At 58.1% G+C, this 15,265-nt stretch carries 20 protein-coding genes; 6 read left to right on the top strand and 14 right to left on the bottom strand.

Annotated elements, in window-relative coordinates; genetic code table 11:
• Positions 1 to 96: 96 nt before the first annotated feature.
• A complete protein-coding gene (locus tag NW870_RS03425) occupies positions 97 to 306 on the top strand; it encodes a TOBE domain-containing protein (RefSeq protein WP_414373910.1) in 210 nt (69 codons plus the stop codon).
• A gap of 28 nt (positions 307 to 334) precedes the next feature.
• Here NW870_RS03425 and NW870_RS03420 read toward each other — a convergent pair whose 3' ends face one another.
• The 14 genes from NW870_RS03420 to NW870_RS03355 all read right to left on the bottom strand — a co-directional run bounded on the left by NW870_RS03420 (position 335) and on the right by NW870_RS03355 (position 9,304).
• Positions 335 to 1,987, bottom strand: a complete 1,653-nt coding sequence (locus NW870_RS03420; RefSeq protein WP_414373909.1) for a helix-turn-helix domain-containing protein — start codon at positions 1,985 to 1,987, stop codon at positions 335 to 337.
• A gap of 337 nt (positions 1,988 to 2,324) precedes the next feature.
• Positions 2,325 to 2,582, bottom strand: coding sequence for a hypothetical protein (locus tag NW870_RS03415; RefSeq protein ID WP_011430669.1), 258 nt, complete (start codon positions 2,580 to 2,582; stop codon positions 2,325 to 2,327).
• A gap of 99 nt (positions 2,583 to 2,681) precedes the next feature.
• Positions 2,682 to 2,951: a ferrous iron transport protein A gene (locus NW870_RS03410; RefSeq protein ID WP_414373955.1), complete on the bottom strand. Its 270-nt coding sequence runs from the start codon at positions 2,949 to 2,951 to the stop codon at positions 2,682 to 2,684.
• Positions 2,952 to 3,087: 136 nt separating this feature from the next.
• Entirely contained in the window at positions 3,088 to 3,387 is a 300-nt protein-coding gene (locus NW870_RS03405; RefSeq protein ID WP_414373907.1) for a 2Fe-2S iron-sulfur cluster-binding protein, read from the bottom strand.
• A 42-nt stretch (positions 3,388 to 3,429) separates the two neighbouring features.
• Positions 3,430 to 3,795: a nitrogenase-stabilizing/protective protein NifW gene (nifW, locus tag NW870_RS03400; protein WP_414355663.1), complete on the bottom strand. Its 366-nt coding sequence runs from the start codon at positions 3,793 to 3,795 to the stop codon at positions 3,430 to 3,432.
• Entirely contained in the window at positions 3,792 to 4,055 is a 264-nt protein-coding gene (locus NW870_RS03395; protein ID WP_011432070.1) for a CCE_0567 family metalloprotein, read from the bottom strand. Before NW870_RS03395 ends, nifW begins: the two co-directional genes overlap by 4 nt.
• A 60-nt stretch (positions 4,056 to 4,115) precedes the next feature.
• Complete coding sequence (locus tag NW870_RS03390; RefSeq protein ID WP_414373906.1) at positions 4,116 to 4,571, bottom strand: NifX-associated nitrogen fixation protein; 456 nt, start codon at positions 4,569 to 4,571, stop codon at positions 4,116 to 4,118.
• Entirely contained in the window at positions 4,568 to 4,984 is a 417-nt protein-coding gene (gene nifX, locus NW870_RS03385) for a nitrogen fixation protein NifX (RefSeq protein WP_414373904.1), read from the bottom strand. Before nifX ends, NW870_RS03390 begins: the two co-directional genes overlap by 4 nt.
• 74 nt (positions 4,985 to 5,058) lie before the next feature.
• Complete coding sequence (gene nifN, locus NW870_RS03380; RefSeq protein WP_011432072.1) at positions 5,059 to 6,396, bottom strand: nitrogenase iron-molybdenum cofactor biosynthesis protein NifN; 1,338 nt, start codon at positions 6,394 to 6,396, stop codon at positions 5,059 to 5,061.
• Positions 6,384 to 7,790 carry a nitrogenase iron-molybdenum cofactor biosynthesis protein NifE gene (nifE, locus tag NW870_RS03375; protein WP_414373902.1) on the bottom strand — a complete coding sequence of 469 codons (1,407 nt, stop codon included), beginning with the start codon at positions 7,788 to 7,790 and terminating at the stop codon, positions 6,384 to 6,386. Before nifE ends, nifN begins: the two co-directional genes overlap by 13 nt.
• Entirely contained in the window at positions 7,781 to 8,140 is a 360-nt protein-coding gene (locus NW870_RS03370; RefSeq protein WP_414355667.1) for a Mo-dependent nitrogenase C-terminal domain-containing protein, read from the bottom strand. The genes nifE and NW870_RS03370 overlap by 10 nt, the downstream gene beginning before the upstream one ends.
• 3 nt (positions 8,141 to 8,143) lie before the next feature.
• A complete protein-coding gene (locus NW870_RS03365) occupies positions 8,144 to 8,368 on the bottom strand; it encodes a DUF2949 domain-containing protein (protein ID WP_414373900.1) in 225 nt (74 codons plus the stop codon).
• Positions 8,369 to 8,410: 42 nt separating this feature from the next.
• Entirely contained in the window at positions 8,411 to 8,956 is a 546-nt protein-coding gene (locus tag NW870_RS03360) for a ferritin-like domain-containing protein (RefSeq protein WP_414355669.1), read from the bottom strand.
• A 54-nt stretch (positions 8,957 to 9,010) separates the two neighbouring features.
• Positions 9,011 to 9,304, bottom strand: a complete 294-nt coding sequence (locus NW870_RS03355) for an Asr1405/Asl0597 family protein (protein ID WP_414355670.1) — start codon at positions 9,302 to 9,304, stop codon at positions 9,011 to 9,013.
• Positions 9,305 to 10,064: 760 nt separating this feature from the next.
• Between NW870_RS03355 and nifB the strand changes: the two genes are divergently transcribed.
• From nifB to nifH, 5 genes are all read left to right on the top strand, one after another.
• The gene (nifB, locus tag NW870_RS03350) at positions 10,065 to 11,501 is read left to right on the top strand and encodes a nitrogenase cofactor biosynthesis protein NifB (protein ID WP_414373899.1); all 1,437 of its coding nucleotides are present in this window, start codon (positions 10,065 to 10,067) and stop codon (positions 11,499 to 11,501) included.
• A gap of 23 nt (positions 11,502 to 11,524) precedes the next feature.
• On the top strand, positions 11,525 to 11,818 hold the full coding sequence (gene fdxB / locus NW870_RS03345) for a ferredoxin III, nif-specific (protein ID WP_414373898.1): 294 nt from the start codon (positions 11,525 to 11,527) through the stop codon (positions 11,816 to 11,818).
• Between the two features lie 34 nt (positions 11,819 to 11,852).
• Positions 11,853 to 13,052 carry a cysteine desulfurase NifS gene (gene nifS, locus NW870_RS03340; protein WP_414373896.1) on the top strand — a complete coding sequence of 400 codons (1,200 nt, stop codon included), beginning with the start codon at positions 11,853 to 11,855 and terminating at the stop codon, positions 13,050 to 13,052.
• A 56-nt stretch (positions 13,053 to 13,108) separates the two neighbouring features.
• On the top strand, positions 13,109 to 14,020 hold the full coding sequence (gene nifU / locus NW870_RS03335) for a Fe-S cluster assembly protein NifU (protein WP_414355673.1): 912 nt from the start codon (positions 13,109 to 13,111) through the stop codon (positions 14,018 to 14,020).
• A gap of 277 nt (positions 14,021 to 14,297) precedes the next feature.
• Positions 14,298 to 15,176, top strand: a complete 879-nt coding sequence (gene nifH, locus NW870_RS03330) for a nitrogenase iron protein (protein ID WP_011430651.1) — start codon at positions 14,298 to 14,300, stop codon at positions 15,174 to 15,176.
• Positions 15,177 to 15,265 lie beyond the last annotated feature (89 nt).

The following is a 15,265-nucleotide window of genomic DNA, read 5'->3' as shown; positions in this document are numbered from 1 at the left end:
ATTGAAACCGGTGTTGAATGACCATCCGGCAAGCTCCTCTCTTGTTCAGTTCGGTCAACACCCCTGTTGCTCTGCTTGTTCAACAAAGGAGAAATCATGCAAATCAGCACTCGCAACTTGTTTAAAGGAACTGTAAAAAGCTTCCAGGTGGGCATGGTCAATGCCGAAATTGTTCTGGAAGTTGCACCAGGCATAGAAATAACAGCCATTATTTCTAAGCACTCTGCCGAACGGTTGGGTATAGCAGTTGGAAAAGAAGCGTATGCTGCCATTAAAGCCTCAGATGTGGTCATCGCCGTGGATTAGTGGTGGATTAGCAAATTGAGTGACTGGCCTAGACTTGCTGTTGCCTGGGATCCAAATACAGGGCTTTGATAAGGCGCTGGCGATCGTTTAGGCTGATCTGAAGCCGCCCATTCTCTACATCCCGCACCCAGCTCTGGCTGCGCCCCAGCCTCTGGGCCAATTCCCGCTGGCTGATTCCCTTTTGCTGGCGTGCCGCCGAGATATCCGCTCCACGCAAAGCTTTGCTTGAGGGGAAGTCTTTTGGGTTTTCGGGAGGGCCAGGGAGATCCGAGTCTGTTGCAACAGGCGCAGACTTTGCCCTACGCTGCCGCCGAGATCCCGATTCTCGGGTTGGGGATCTGGCTTCTTGAACTACTCGACGATGCCAGTCGGAGGGCGGATGAAACCGCTGAATGCGAGCCTGCATCAAAAGTCCCCACTTGCCCCGCGGCCCGGCAGCCGTCAGCAAGCCACCGTTGTTGGCATCTTCAATCCAAAAGTTCAATGCCTCGTCCGCATCCTCGGGCACAGCTTCCAGGCGAGCCCACAGGGGTTGAATGGAAGAAGGATAGGTGAGGGGATCGAACTCCGGCTTGAGGCCGTAGTGGTTGAGAACCTCCAGATCGCTTTCAAAGGTGCGCACCAGCCGTTTGCGTTCTTGGAGATTGAGATAAGCTTCCTGCAGTCGCTCTTCCCCGTAGGCCACTCGCATCAGGGTGGGCACCGTCAGACGCTGTTGCCGCCCCATCCTCACTTTGAACAACAGCCACAGCAGCAGGCGCATGGCTCCTTCATGGTGTTGCCAATGGCTCATCACGGCCTGCAGCAGGGATAGGGGCAGGCTGCTGTACTGATAAAAGGCTTGCCCCTGGCGGCACCCTTGTCGATTGAGAAAGTACCGTGTCCATTCGCCGGGCTGAATCGCCCAAGTCAGGCCCACCAGATGGTTGCAGCCCTGCTCATCTTTTTGAAAGTGGCGATGCATCTTGAGCAGCCTCCACAGAGGGCCAGCCGGTACCGAAAACCCCTTCACCCGCCCCTGATCCGGCCAATCGATGGAGACTTGAATCCGACAGAGCTGCTCTATCCAGGTCATGAACAGGTGGAGACGGGTCATCTTGCTCAGATCTTTACGTTTATCCCAGCCCAAATAGGACTCCAATTGTGAGTCGGTGAAAACAAAGGATTCCTTCCAGGGGCTATCCAACCCGGCGGCATAGGCAGCAAAAATAAGATGCAAACAGGCAGTTCGCACATCGATCGGAGCACTTTGTGGGATCCCGTCCAAACATAGAGTTAGGGTCAGAGATCCCTGGTTGTGGCCAACAGATTTCTGATAGCAAACCTGGTTATCTCCCTGCTTTTGCAGATTGAGAGATTGAAATTGAGATAGGAAATTGCAAGCTTCCCAGACCACAATTGACGAAGCAAAAGCCTGGCTATGGCCGTTCAAAAATAGAGGTGGACTGCTGCGAATGCGGGCCGTGACCGTGCGGTTGCGCCCCTTCATGGCTTCATAAGGCTGCGGGGCAGAACCGGGACACAGGCTAACGCACTGAGGTTCTGGGAAGAAACCTTCGCAGTCATTGCACAACAGAGGATTAATCCAGTATTCCCCATCCTGAACAACAATAGCTTTCGTAGGACAGCTATCTACACAAGCGTTGCAACCGATACAATCCCCTGAGATTTGATAAGCCATAGCCCTCAAACTCCATAACGTTTCCCTGTAGCTCTCCCTCGTTCACACCTGCTATCGCATCTGCAAAACCCTAAACCCGGCCATGGAGACCTTCCTCGCAAAGCCGTGGCAGCCCGGCGAGAGACCTTAGTTTAAGGTCAGTTTCCTCAATTCGTGAACTGGATTGAAAGATACCTCAAAAGATCCCCGGCAGGCCAGGGAGATTTGGTCTAGGGTGAACCTTCTGGAAAGCTTTGTTTTCTCTTAACTTCTAATGTTTACAGTGAACTTTTGAGATGGCTTTGCAGGCTACTCCTCCCCCTTGAGAGCCTTTTGGGGATCCGAACTGCAGCAAGTGTCAGGCAAAACGCTCAATAACCAAGCCGACACAAGGTCGTCCGCCCACCCAATACGCCGATTCATCGGCCAGGTTGTGGCTTGGCTCCAGATGCCAACCCAAGGGATTGGGTTCTAGCTCCAGCGCCCGCACGATTTCCTCTGGGCTTAGTCCTGTGCAGAGTTGGATGTGTTGCAACTTGGGGAAAGGCTTTTCCACAAGGCTAAGCTCTTCAGCAGCTTTAAGGATGGAGCCCAGGTGCAACAAACAGGTGTTCATGGCTTTGCTCCCAAATCAAGATAGGTTATGAAGAGATGAGCTTCCCTTACTTTGAGTGTCCCTCATTACAGGTTAAAAATTGGGTAAATAGACTACATTTTAGAAGGCTCTTGGCAAATTTAAGATTGTTTTCTTATTCGGTTCTTGGGTAGACATCAAGGCGCAACGTGGATCCATGTAAACCCAGATGGGTTTAGCTAAATGAGCAGGAAGGGAAAGTTGGCCACTGGGTAGGAGTAGGATCCACTCAGGGTGACGTTGGATAACCTGGAGATAGGTACCTGGAGTGAGACCCATTTGCTGCAATTGGGTGCAAACAGCTTCGGATCCGCGCAGTTGGTAGATGCGACCTTCTTCTCCAACCTTCATGAGTTGGAGAGGAGATATGGTTATTGAGATCTTAGGGACGGTGGGCGGTGCCAACATATAGGGATCCCTAATCTTAGAAGAGGCCATTTGAGCCTTGCCCGAGTCCATTTGCGAGCAGCTTGGAAGCAGCGATCTATCAAACCAAGTAAGCTTCCTGGTGAGTGCGAATCGTACAATTGGAGCGAGGTTTAGCCACGCAGAGCAGCACAAATCCTTTGGCTATTTGCTCCTCATCCAGAAAGGTTTGCTCCGATTGATCGACTTCTCCTTCTACCACTTTGGCCACGCAAGAGGAACAACTACCGGAGCGGCAGGAAGAGGGCAAGTCCACATCTTGATCCTCAGCCGCTTCTAGGATGGTTGAATCTTCATCTACTGAGATATAGGTATCAAGCTGTCGTTTTAGGTTAACCAAGTGAACTGTGTAGGTAGCCATGATGGAGTCTCCAGAGAGCTGACGAGGGGTAAACAAGAGATCTTAGGCAGGGATCCCAGGGCTGCATTCGCCCCGCTCTCCCAAAGAGCTGCAGCCGGCACAGCCGCCGACAGCATCTGGACAACCGTAGTCTTGAAAGACTCGGAATAGCTTCTCCTGCTGCGGAGTAGAGGTGAGAAAGGTTTGGTACGCTTTTTCCAGCGCTTGCCGAGCTTGCTCCAATCGCTCTTCTTCGCTGCCCTGGAAACACTCCAGAGGGCCTAGATACTGAGCGAATTTGCGTAAGATATGCAGGCGATTCACGTTGACCACCCGCGGATCGTAGGGGAGCTCGAAAAAAGCGAAATAATCCTCGGCATTGACTAGGGCTTGGAAGTCTTTCCAACGGCGGTTGTGGTTCCAACTCATCGGCAGGTCTCCAGGGTTTTCAAGCGTTGTCTGAGGGTGTGCAGCCGGGCAAACAGGGCATAGGTGCGGGCTGCCAAGTCGGGGAGTCGCTCGAACCCGTCGGGTAGCCCCTCGGCCAGATCGTGCAGATCCATTTTCAGTTGGCCTGCTTTGCTGTTTAGTCGTTTGATCTCGGTGCGGAGCTGGTCGGCAGACAGGTGTTCAAAGGGCTCGAAATCCAGGCCGTTCACAACATTCTCAACGTCACTCTCATTCAACATGGGCAAGGCACTCCTGATGGCTAAAGAAATTGCTGCACAGACAAAAGGGGAGGCAGGCGGCTACAGCCGGCCCACCTCGGGGTAGGTTCGGGCCAGTTGGATCCCTTTGTCGATAAGGGCAGTAGCTTTTTCAGTGAGCTGTTCGAGAGACTCGAAACCGAAGCGATGGGCGTCTCGCAGGGTGTTGACCACCAACAACAGCCGCCCCGAGAAGACCAGCACCCAACCAAAGCCTTCGCTGTTGAGATCCAGCACCACCTGAGCTAGGAGGCCCGTTTCCTTTTCAATCAGGGCGGCAATGGCGCGGTAGTAGATGAGAATGCGGCTCCGCACCCCGGGATCCACCTCCCCTTCGAGGGATATCTGGCGTTTTTGGGCTTTGGTGACGACAAAGGGCTTGAGCAGCAACTCATCACTCCAGGCGCGGTAGGTGCCGTAGGGATCCGCCGCCCGCATCTGGCGAACGATCTCTTGCAAGATGGGGCTGGTCGAGGGAGAGAGAGGGGTGACGGTCATGGCTGAGCCTCCACAACTGGAGTTGAGGACTCCGGTCTGCTGACGCGCTCGGCCAAGAGCACTTTGCGCAGCCAGGGGGGAGGATTGTGCAGGGTGGTTACCAGGCGCTGCAACAAGCTCTCGATGGATTCTTCTTCCGACTGCACTTTGATGGGGGTGATGCGGCGGTTGATCAGGCGGGCGGCGGCACTGCTGCCAATGGCAGCCACGTAGATGAGGGTGACATCGGCCAAAGCCTGCAGCTTGGGCACCAGCTTGTCCTCGTTGCCATCTGCCTCCAAGTTGCCCCCAAAGGTGAGGGTCTTACAAAATCGGTAGCCTTCGGGGGTGACTTCGTAGAGGTCGATCTGGTTGGCCCAGCCAAAGTGGGCATTGACGTGCTTGCCGTCGCGGGTTGTAAAGGCCACTTGCATAGGCGTTCTCCTTAGAACCGTGAACTTGAGGGTTTAGGGGAGCTAGGGGGATCTAGCTCGAAGCTCTGGATCCCTTAGAATCCATGCCCAGAAACCTGGGGTGGGCTGGGGTGACGGGCTTCCTCCTGCTCCATCAGCAGGTTGCCGACAGCAAACAGTTGGGATAGGGTGCCGCGATAGCCCACCTGACAGAGGTGGTTGGCCCCCAGCCGGTCGAAGATGGGGATCCCCATCCGATGCACCGGGATCCCCAGCCGCTTGCCCAGGCGCGCCACGTGGGAGTTGCCCACCAGCAGGTCAGCCCCGGGTGCTAGCTCCTCCAGATCCCCCAGATCTCCCACCCGCACTGCCTCAATGGGAAGGGTGGTCAAGTGGGGATCCGGTGTGGGACTGATGGCCGCCTGGATCTGACAGCCCATATCCAGCAGCCAGTCCACCCACCCCCAGAGCAGATCGGCTTCTAGGGCCAAGGCAATCCGCTGGTTGCCGAAGAAAAAGTGGCAATCCAGGAGGGCATCTTGAACCTGGCTGCGCTGGCGGCGGTAGCGAGAGGGCACCGGCTGCTGGCTGTGATCGGCCAAGGTTGCCAAAAAGGGATCCACAGCCTTGAGACCGGTCAGGTGGGGGAAAACCCGATAGGGGGTGCCAAAGCGCTGGGCCAGGATCTGAGCGGCAGGGCGCATGCTCTCGCCGACAGCTATGGTGAGGCCGGAACGCCCGAGCTGGCGCAATTGCTCAAGGGTGGTGCCGCCGTCTGGGGTCGCCCTAAAGCCGGTGCCCAAGTGTCCGTCCAGGGAACCCGCGGGATCCGGCACCAGGATCGGCTCTAGGCCAAAAGCCTCCGCCATTTCTTTGATCTCCTGGGCGTCGGCAGGGGTGAGGGCAGGCCCGCACAGCACCGTTACCTGGGCAGGGCGGACGGATCCCGACGGCGATTCCGGCAGGGTGCTGACCAAGCTGTTGACGGCGATGGCATAGCCGTCTTGCAGGGATCCTTTAAAGTCAGGCGTAGAGGCCAACACGATGGGCAGATCCTGCAATTGCGGCTGGCGCCGGCGCAGCTCCCGCAGGATGCGCGGCATATCGTCGCCGCGGGTTTCCGTGAGGCCGGTAGTGAGGAGGCCGATTAGCTCCGGCTGGGCCTTCTCCACCAAGGTGAGAATGGCAGCTTCGACATTCTCCTCGCCTCCCAAGATGGTGTCCACCTCGGACATGGCAGTGGTGGACATGGGAATGGCCTCGCGGAAATGGCGTACCAGCAGCGCTTTGGCAAAGGCCGTGCAGCCCTGGGAACCGTGGAAGAGGGGCAGACAGCCCTTGATCCCCAGAAAGGCCAGGGCCGCCCCCAGCGGAGCGCTGAGTTTGAGGGGGTTGACGCTGAGGGGCTTGCGTTCTTGAATCAACTGGGCCATCCTCCCACCTCCTTTGCTGCTGAGGTCTCCCAGGGGGCAGGCCGTCGCAACTGCTCCCAAATGGGACTGTGGAGGGCAGCATCGATTTCCCGCGCCAAGTTCACCAGGCCGCGATAGCCGGCATAAGCGTGGTGCCGCTCCTGGTTGATGTCCAGAAAGGGGATGCGGGCCTTGAGGGCGGTGTACTGGTTGCGTCCGCCGGCGATGAGCAAGTCCGCTTTCGTGCGCTCCACCACCTTGAGCAGCTCTTGAGGGCTGCCCTTGTCCAAGAGAATGCCATCCTGGCCGAGCAGCTCGCGGATGCGGGCTTTGTCTTCTTCGGTGCTTTTGCGGGTGCTGGTGGCCGTTACCTGCATCCCCAGATCTCGGGCAGCAGAGATGATCGACCAACTTTTCACGCCGCCGGTATAAAGGACAACTCGTTTGCCCGCCAGCCGCTGCCGGTAGGGGGCCAAAGCCGCCTCAGCGGCGCGAGTTTCTCGCTCGATGAGGGCCTCGGTACGCTCCTGCAGTTGCGGATCCTTCAGCCCTTGGGCAATGGCCCTTAGGCAGTGGTTCATCTCCTGCAGCCCGTAAAAGGAAGCCTCGATGTAGGGGATCCCGTAGCGCTCCTGCATCTTGCGGCCCACATTGAGCAAGGCTTTAGCGCAGATGAGAACGTTCAGCTTGGCCCGGTGGGCGGTACAGATCTCGTGGTAGCGGCCATCGCCGGTGATCTTGGCCAAGATGCGGATCCCCAGCTCGTCAAACAGAGGCAAGACATCCCACAGCTCGCCGGCAATGTTGTACTCGCCGATGAGGTTAATGTCGCGGCGGGTGGTGTATTCCGGGGAGGCCGTGCCGATCACATAGTCCAGCAGCGCTTCTCCGGCCAGACGGTTACCCAAGTTTTTGCTGCCCACAAAGCCGGGCGCATTCACCGGAATGACCGGGATCCCAAGCTGGCGGCTGGCCCGCTGACACACCGCCTCTACATCATCCCCAATGAGGGCAGTCACACAAGTGAGATAGACGAAAATGGCGGCAGGTCGGTATTTGGCCTGTAAGTTGCAGATGGCCTGGAACAGCTTCTCCTCCCCTCCGAAGATGATCTCGTTCTCGCTCAGATCGGTGGTGAAGCCCACCTGATAGAGTCGGGAGCCGGAAGAGAGGCTGCCCCGCGTCCCCCAAGAGTTGCCGCTGCAGGCGATCGGTCCATGCACCAGATGGGCGGCATCGGTAATCGGCACCAGGGCAATCGAGGCCCCATCAAAGGCACAGCCTCCCTGCGCTCCTCCGGGCTTGGCCTGCTCGGCACAGACCTTGTTTTTGCCTTTGCCGTCTTTCTTGTGGTTGTGCTCGCAGGCGGTCTCGTTGAGCAGCTCCGCCACTTTGGTTCGGCTGATCATGGGCATGATGGGATCTCCTGAGAAGAGGGGGGCTGGGGTTGAGCCGCAGCTTCGGCCAGATAAGCCGCCGCCCGTAGCCGCAGGGCGATGATCTCCTCGTAGAGGGGGTTGATGCGACAGAGGGCCGGAATGTGGACGGTGCGGGATCCCAGTCGGATATCCCGCTCAAAGGGACAGGAAGCCGGGATCAAACGACAAATCCAACGGGCCTGCCGGGATCCGCGAATTTCAATGCTGTTGAGCCAGCGGCGTGGCCACTGCAGGGCAGATCTGAAAATTGGGTTAAAAACCAGGCCGAGCCATCCCAAAGGGTTGCCGACTCTGGGATAGGGAAGAGAAGGGTAGGGATAAGTCATGGCTTAAACCTCCGAATGGGTAGGACTTATAACAAGGGAACGTAGAGCGCACCATTCAAAAATCTGCTCCAGTTGCTCCAAAGAAATCAGCCCGTAATGCCAGAGGATCATCGGCAGGGGGCCCTGTTCACACCCATGCCGTTTCAGGGCGAAGGTGAGGGCGGATTCCGGGATCCCAAGCTCGACTTGCAAAAACTGGAGCAGCGGCGCCCGATCGGGGGTAAGCATGGCAGAGTCTCCCAAAACGAGAGGTGGGCGTGAATGGGCAGGCTAGGGTGGGGACAAGCCCAAAACCAAGCTGTCGGCAGCGAGAAAGTGGGCCAGGTGAAAGGCCCGTTCTTCTGTCTGCAGCAAAATCTGCTCGTAGAGGTGACGGGTGGCGCGATCCCCAACACTTTCCGCCAGAGCCGCCTGGCGACGCAGCAGATCGATCAGGCTTTGCTCGGCCCGCAAATCCGCTTCCAGCATGGGCCGCACGGCCAATGCATCGTCCCCTTCCGGGCTGAAGCAGCACAGCTCCGCCAGCTTGGCAAAGCTGGAGGCCGGGATCCCACCTAGGCCGTTCAGGCGCTCCCCCACCTCATGGGCGTGGTTCTGAACTTCCTGTAGACTTTCGTTGAAAAATTGGTGAATTGAGTAGAACTCTGCTCCTTCGACAACCAGATGGTGCTTCAGATACTGCAAATACAGCCCCTGAAGACTGGCCCAAGCCAGGTTGAGGCCCTCGCAGATGGGAACCGTGATCTCCCGTCCCAGGTGAACGGGGTTGTCTCGGACTTGTTGGAAGGAGCGAGTTGAGGGGGATGGAGTGGTCATTGGCGCTACCAAAACGAGGTGAACAGGAGAAGCAAGAAGGCAAACGGCGGAGGTTCAGGGGCGCTCGTCCCATCCCGAATGTCTCTCAGGGGGATCCCAGGTCTGGAGAGACCAGCAGCGATCCAACCAACTCAGCCAGCCAGAGCGGTTGAGGGTGAAAAGGCGGAGCACACTGTGGACGAGGAGGGCTTCGGTGGGGGTGCGAATCATCACCCACAGTTGGCCGGTCGGGGTACAGCCACAGGTCAAATCCAGCTCCTGCAGACGGTAGAGAATCCGCCAGCGATCGCAACGGGGCACCTGCAGCACTTCAGCCGTTTTCGGTGGGGGAGAAACAAGGGGGGACATAAGCTCACCGGTTGGGAAGCAGGGGGCGAGTCTCAACAGAGGGGCAGAACCGTTGGGTTTCTGTTCCCCCGCTTATAGCAAGCGGCTGCGGTGGCTCAGGCTTGGCAGCGGGCGATCAGGATTGATTGAGTTATTGCCGATGTACTCAAACCCTGGAAGCTTGGCCCAGAGGGCAAAAAAAGTTTTTCTGAGGGCAGGGGGTTGAGTCTTTTGCCCGCAGGGATCCAGTATTTTCGGGGAAGGGTATGGGTATTTGAGCGAGTACATCCCCCCTGTCACAACAAGAAAGTCCGACGGCCTGCCGCCGCAATAGTCTTCACTTCCTTGGCGAGGACTTTGCCCCAGGGGGATCTTTCCTCAAACTCAAACGGCTATTTTCAATACACTTTTGGGCTGATACGATATTAAATCGTAGCAATTGATGCAAAACGCAGCCGAGGCTGCGGCGCTTGAGTGCATCTGAGCAGATTTTTAGTATTTCTTAAGCATTGCCCCAAGCCCTTGTCGAATCAGGGATTCCGGGGATCCTCCCCACAGCCGGATCCCCCGCCCCTTTGGGTCAAAATACGGCATCCCCGGCCTTGAAAAACCAGACCCTTGACCCCTAAAAAAAGTTGGATTTGGCCTGCCATCAGGCTTTGCAGGTCTTGAGTACAAAGCCAATAAACTCGATCAGTTCTACCGGGCTGAGTGCAACGGAGCGGGCAGAGGGCGGTTGATATAACCGCCAGTAACGTTCTATCCCCTGGTTGACCCCACTATGCCGCCCCTTTCAACTCCGCCCCGCCAGGGATCCCCCTTCCCATCGGCCTGCGCTTGCAGCAGCAGCCCCCGCCAGGCTCTCCCCCCTCATCTGCAGCAACGCATCGCCACCCATCCCTGCTACAGCGAAGCAGCTCACCATCACTACGCCCGCATGCACGTGGCGGTAGCCCCCGCCTGCAACATCCAGTGCAACTACTGCAACCGCAAGTTCGACTGTGCCAACGAGAGCCGGCCCGGTGTGGTCAGCGAGCTGCTTACCCCGGCGGAAGCCGCCCACAAAGTGCTGGTGATTGCCGGCAAGATCCCGCAACTGACGGTGGTGGGCATTGCTGGGCCTGGGGATCCCTTGGCCAACCCCAAGCAAACCTTCGAGACCTTTGCCCGCATTGCCGAGAAAGCTCCGGATCTCAAGCTTTGCCTTTCCACCAACGGCCTGATGTTGCCGGACTACATCGACGAGATCAAACGGCTGAACATCGACCACGTCACCCTGACCATCAACATGGTGGATCCAGAGATCGGAGCCAAGATCTACCCCTGGATCCGCTGGCGGCGCAAGCGCATTCGAGGGGTGGAGGCAGCCCGCATCCTGCACGAACGGCAGATGGAAAGCCTGGATCTGCTGCGGGAGGCAGACATCCTCTGCAAAGTCAACTCCGTTCTCATTCCCGGCATCAACGACACCCACCTCTTGGAAGTGAACCGGGTGATCCAGGAGAAAGGGGCTTTCTTGCACAACATCATGCCCCTGATCTCGGCGCCTGAACACGGCACCTACTTCGGCCTCATCGGCCAGCGGGGCCCCACCCCTCAGGAGTTGAAAGCCCTGCAAGATCGGTGCTCCGGCAACATGCGGATGATGCGCCACTGTCGCCAGTGTCGGGCGGACGCGGTGGGCCTTCTGGGGGAAGACCGCAGCCAAGAGTTCACCAAGGAGCGCTTTATGCAGATGACCCCCGAGTACGACCCCGAAAAACGCCGCCAGGTCCAGGCAAGCATTGCCCAACTGCAAGCTCAGCAGCAGGCAGCCCCGACCCACTGGACAGCCGACCTGCCTCCCGACAGCCCCTCCATCCTGGTGGCCGTGGCCAGCAAAGGCGGTGGCTTGGTCAATCGCCACTTCGGCCATGCGCGGGAGTTTTTGATCTACGAGGTCAACGCCCGTGGGGCGCAGTTTGTCGGCCACCGCAAGATCCCGCAGTACTGCCACGGGGGATCCGGGGAGGACAACAACCTAGAGCAAATCCTGGATCTCATCCGGGATTGCCGAGCCGTGCTGGTCTCCAAGATCGGCGATTGCCCCATGAAGCGTATTCGCGAGGCCGGCATCGAAGTGGTGGAAGACTACGACCTCATTGAAACGGTGGCCCTCAAGTTTTACCGCACCTGGTTGGTCAACCAGACCTTGGACAGCAAATCTCCCCGATCCTAAAAATCTCGCTTTGGAGCTTGGCTATGGCTACTGCAACTGCTCTCACCAAAGGCGGACTGCCCTGGATCCCACAGTTTATCGAAAGCCTGGATATCACCCGCTGCCTCGGCTGTAGCCGTTGCCTCAAAGTCTGTGGCCGTGGTGTGTTTGCCCTCAGAGCCCTCAACGAAGACGGCGAGTTTGTCGACAACGAAGAGGAAGAGGAAAGCGAGCGTAAGGTGATGACCATCCTCAACGCTGCCCTCTGCATCGGCTGTCAGGCTTGCGCCCGCATTTGCCCAAAGCAGTGCCATTCCCACGCTCCGCAAGCCGTTTAACTTTGCCCAACCCCTATCTTGTACCGGAGCCTGTATGAACCCTGTGATCTACCTGGACAACAACGCCACCACCGCCGTGGATCCCCTGGTTCTGGAGGCGATGCTGCCCTATTTGCAGACCTTCTACGGCAACCCCTCCTCGATGCACAGTTTTGGCGGCCAGGTGGGGCGTGCCCTTAACCAAGCCCGCGAACAGGTGGCAGCCCTTCTGGGAGCCGACCCGACGGAGATCGTCTTCACCAGTGGCGGCACCGAAGGCAACACCACGGCCATTTATGCAGCCTTGGCAGCCCAACCCCAGAAGCGCCACATCATCACCACGCAGGTAGAGCACGCCTCGGTGCTCAACGTCTGCAAGCACCTGGAAAAACAAGGCTACCGCGTCACCTACCTCTCGGTGGATGAGCAAGGCTGCCTGGACTTGCTGGAGTTGGAAGCAGCCCTGACCGGCGATACTGCCCTGGTGAGCTGCATGGCCGCCAACAACGAGACGGGCGTGCTTTTCCCCATCGAGGCGGTGGGATCCCTGGCTCGCAGCTATGGGGCTGTTGTCCATGTGGACGCAGTACAGGCGGTGGGCAAGATCCCTCTCGATCTGCAGCGCCTGCCGGTGGATCTCCTCACCCTTTCCGGGCACAAGCTGCATGCCCCCAAGGGGATCGGCGCTCTCTATGTGCGGCGGGGCTTGCGCTTCCGTCCGTTGCTGCTGGGAGGGCATCAGGAGCGAGGCCGCCGCGCCGGGACGGAAAATGTGCCGGGCATCATCGCTCTGGGCAAAGCGGCTGAGCTGGCCCAAGCCCACCTCGGGGATCCCCATGAGCGGCTGCTGCGGGATCGCTTGGAGCAGGGCTTGCTACAGCGGATCCCGGATGTCCAGGTTAACGGCCACCCCACTCAGCGGCTGCCCAACACCACCAACTTGGGCTTCAAGTTCGTGGAAGGGGAAGCGATCCTCTTCTGGCTGAACAAATACGGCATCTGCGCCTCCTCCGGCTCCGCCTGCACTTCCGGATCCCTGGAGCCCTCCCATGTGCTGCGGGCCATGGGCCTGCCCTACACCGTTTTGCACGGCTCAATCCGCTTCAGCCTCTCTCGCTTTACCCAGCCGGCAGAGGTGGAGCGGGTGCTGGAGGTTTTGCCGGGGATCATCGAGCATTTGCGGGCCATCTCCCCCTTCAGCCACGAGGCGGAAGACTGGCTGCAACAGCAGGAGCGGGAACTGGCTCGCCGCTGACCCCCCTCAAACTCATCTTCCCTCGACCGTTCGCATCCTCAACTCAGGATCCAGCCATGTGGGACTACAGCGAAAAAGTTTTGGAACTCTTCTACCACCCCAAAAACCAAGGGGCGATGGATCCCAGCTCCGAGCCCGGTGTTCGGGTGGTGGTTGGAGAAGTGGGCAGCATCACCTGCGGCGATGCCCTGCGGCTCTACTTAAAGGTGGACGAGGCTAGCGAGCGGATTTTAGCTGCCAGCTTCCAAACCTTCGGCTGCACCAGCGCCATCGCCTCTTCCTCGGCTCTGACGGAGCTGATCACCGGCCTCACTCTGGATGAAGCCCTGCGGATCGACAACCGCCAAATCGCTGACTACCTAGGCGGCCTGCCCCCCGCCAAGATGCACTGCTCGGTGATGGGGCAAGAGGCTCTGGAGGCAGCCATCTACAGCTATCGCGGCCTTCCTCTGCCTGACCACACGGATGATGACAGCGCTTTGGTCTGCTCCTGCTTTGGCGTCAGCGAGCAAAAGATCCGCCGCTTGATCCGGGAAAACCACCTCACCTCCGCTGAGGAAGTAACAGCCTACAGCAAAGCGGGTGGTGGCTGTGGTTCCTGCCTGGCCCAGATTGAAGACCTGATCGCCGCTGTTCTGGCCGAGACTGACGCAACCCCTTCAGAAGATTCAAGAAATTCAAAAGGGAACTCCCAAAACCAGACAGAGCCCTCTCCCGCTGCTCCCTCTCCCCTCACCACCTTGCAAAAGATCGCCCGCATTCAGGCCGTCCTGGAGGAGGAAGTTCGCCCGCTGCTGTTGGCCGATGGCGGCGATGTGGAGCTTTACGACCTGGAAGGGGATCAGGTGTGGGTGCGCCTCAAGGGATCCTGCACCACCTGCCCCAGCCAGCAAAACACCCTGCGGTTGCTCATCGAAACCCGCCTGCAAGAACAGGTGTGGCCCACCTTAACCGTGCATGCCCTCTAGTTCCCCATTCTCGATAAGCCTGAGAGCCCTATGATCTGCCCCACTGTTACTCCCCGTCGCTTCCCCCATCTCCTGCCTCGATTCGGGAGAGCCCCACCGTTCAACCAGTTTGCTTTTGGATTCCAAGGGATCCAAGGCTGCCTTCCCGCGAGCTGAAATCCTTTGCAGTAAGGATCCCGTCTCGCTAATGCGACCAGTTGCGCCCATTGGCAAGAGATTTCTAACCCTTAAGTCGCCCTCAAGTTTTTCCTCAAGTCTTCATTAGGAGAACTGAACCATGAGACAAATTGCATTCTACGGCAAAGGCGGTATCGGCAAATCCACCACCTGTCAGAATACCGTTGCCGGTATGGCCGAATTGGGGCAGCGGATCATGATCGTCGGCTGCGACCCGAAAGCCGATTCCACCCGCCTCATGTTGCACTGCAAAGCCCAGACCACCGTCCTTCACCTGGCTGCTGAGCGGGGATCCGTAGAAGACGTGGAGCTGGAAGAAGTGGTTCTCACCGGCTACAGAGGGGTGCGCTGTGTGGAGTCTGGTGGCCCCGAGCCTGGTGTTGGCTGTGCCGGACGAGGCATCATCACCGCCATCAATTTCTTGGAAGAAAACGGTGCCTACGAGGATCTGGACTTTGTCTGCTACGACGTGCTGGGGGACGTGGTCTGCGGCGGTTTTGCCATGCCCATTCGGGAGGGCAAGGCCCAAGAGATCTACATTGTTTGCTCCGGCGAAATGATGGCCATGTATGCGGCCAACAACATCGCCCGCGGCGTGCTGAAATACGCCTACTCCGGCGGCGTGCGTTTGGGTGGCCTGATCTGCAACAGCCGCAAAGTGGATCGCGAGATCGAGCTGATCGAAGCTCTGGCCGAAAAGCTCAACACCAAAATGCTGCATTTCATCCCCCGCGACAATGTGGTTCAGCACGCAGAATTGCGCCGCATGACGGTGATCGAGTACTCCCCCGACTGCAACCAAGCTGACGAGTATCGGGCCTTGGCCAAAAAGATCATCAACAACACGGATCTGAGGATCCCCACCCCCATCTCTATGGATGAGCTGGAGCAGTTGTTGATAGAGTTCGGCGTTTTGGACGACGACCAGAAAATCGCCCACCTCATCGGCAAAACCGAAAAAGAGTTGGCCCCTGTCTGATCCCCGAAAAGACGGGCTGGGGGTAGCTGGTTTCCTCCCTCAGCCCCCCTTCGCACTGTGGCTTTTATCCATGACACCCAATAGCTGAG

The organism is Synechococcus sp. R50.1 (genome assembly GCF_047462115.1).
Lineage (GTDB): Bacteria > Cyanobacteriota > Cyanobacteriia > Thermostichales > Thermostichaceae > Thermostichus.
The sequence above is the reverse complement of the archived record's forward strand: the minus strand, read 5'-3'. Positions and strand labels throughout refer to the sequence as shown.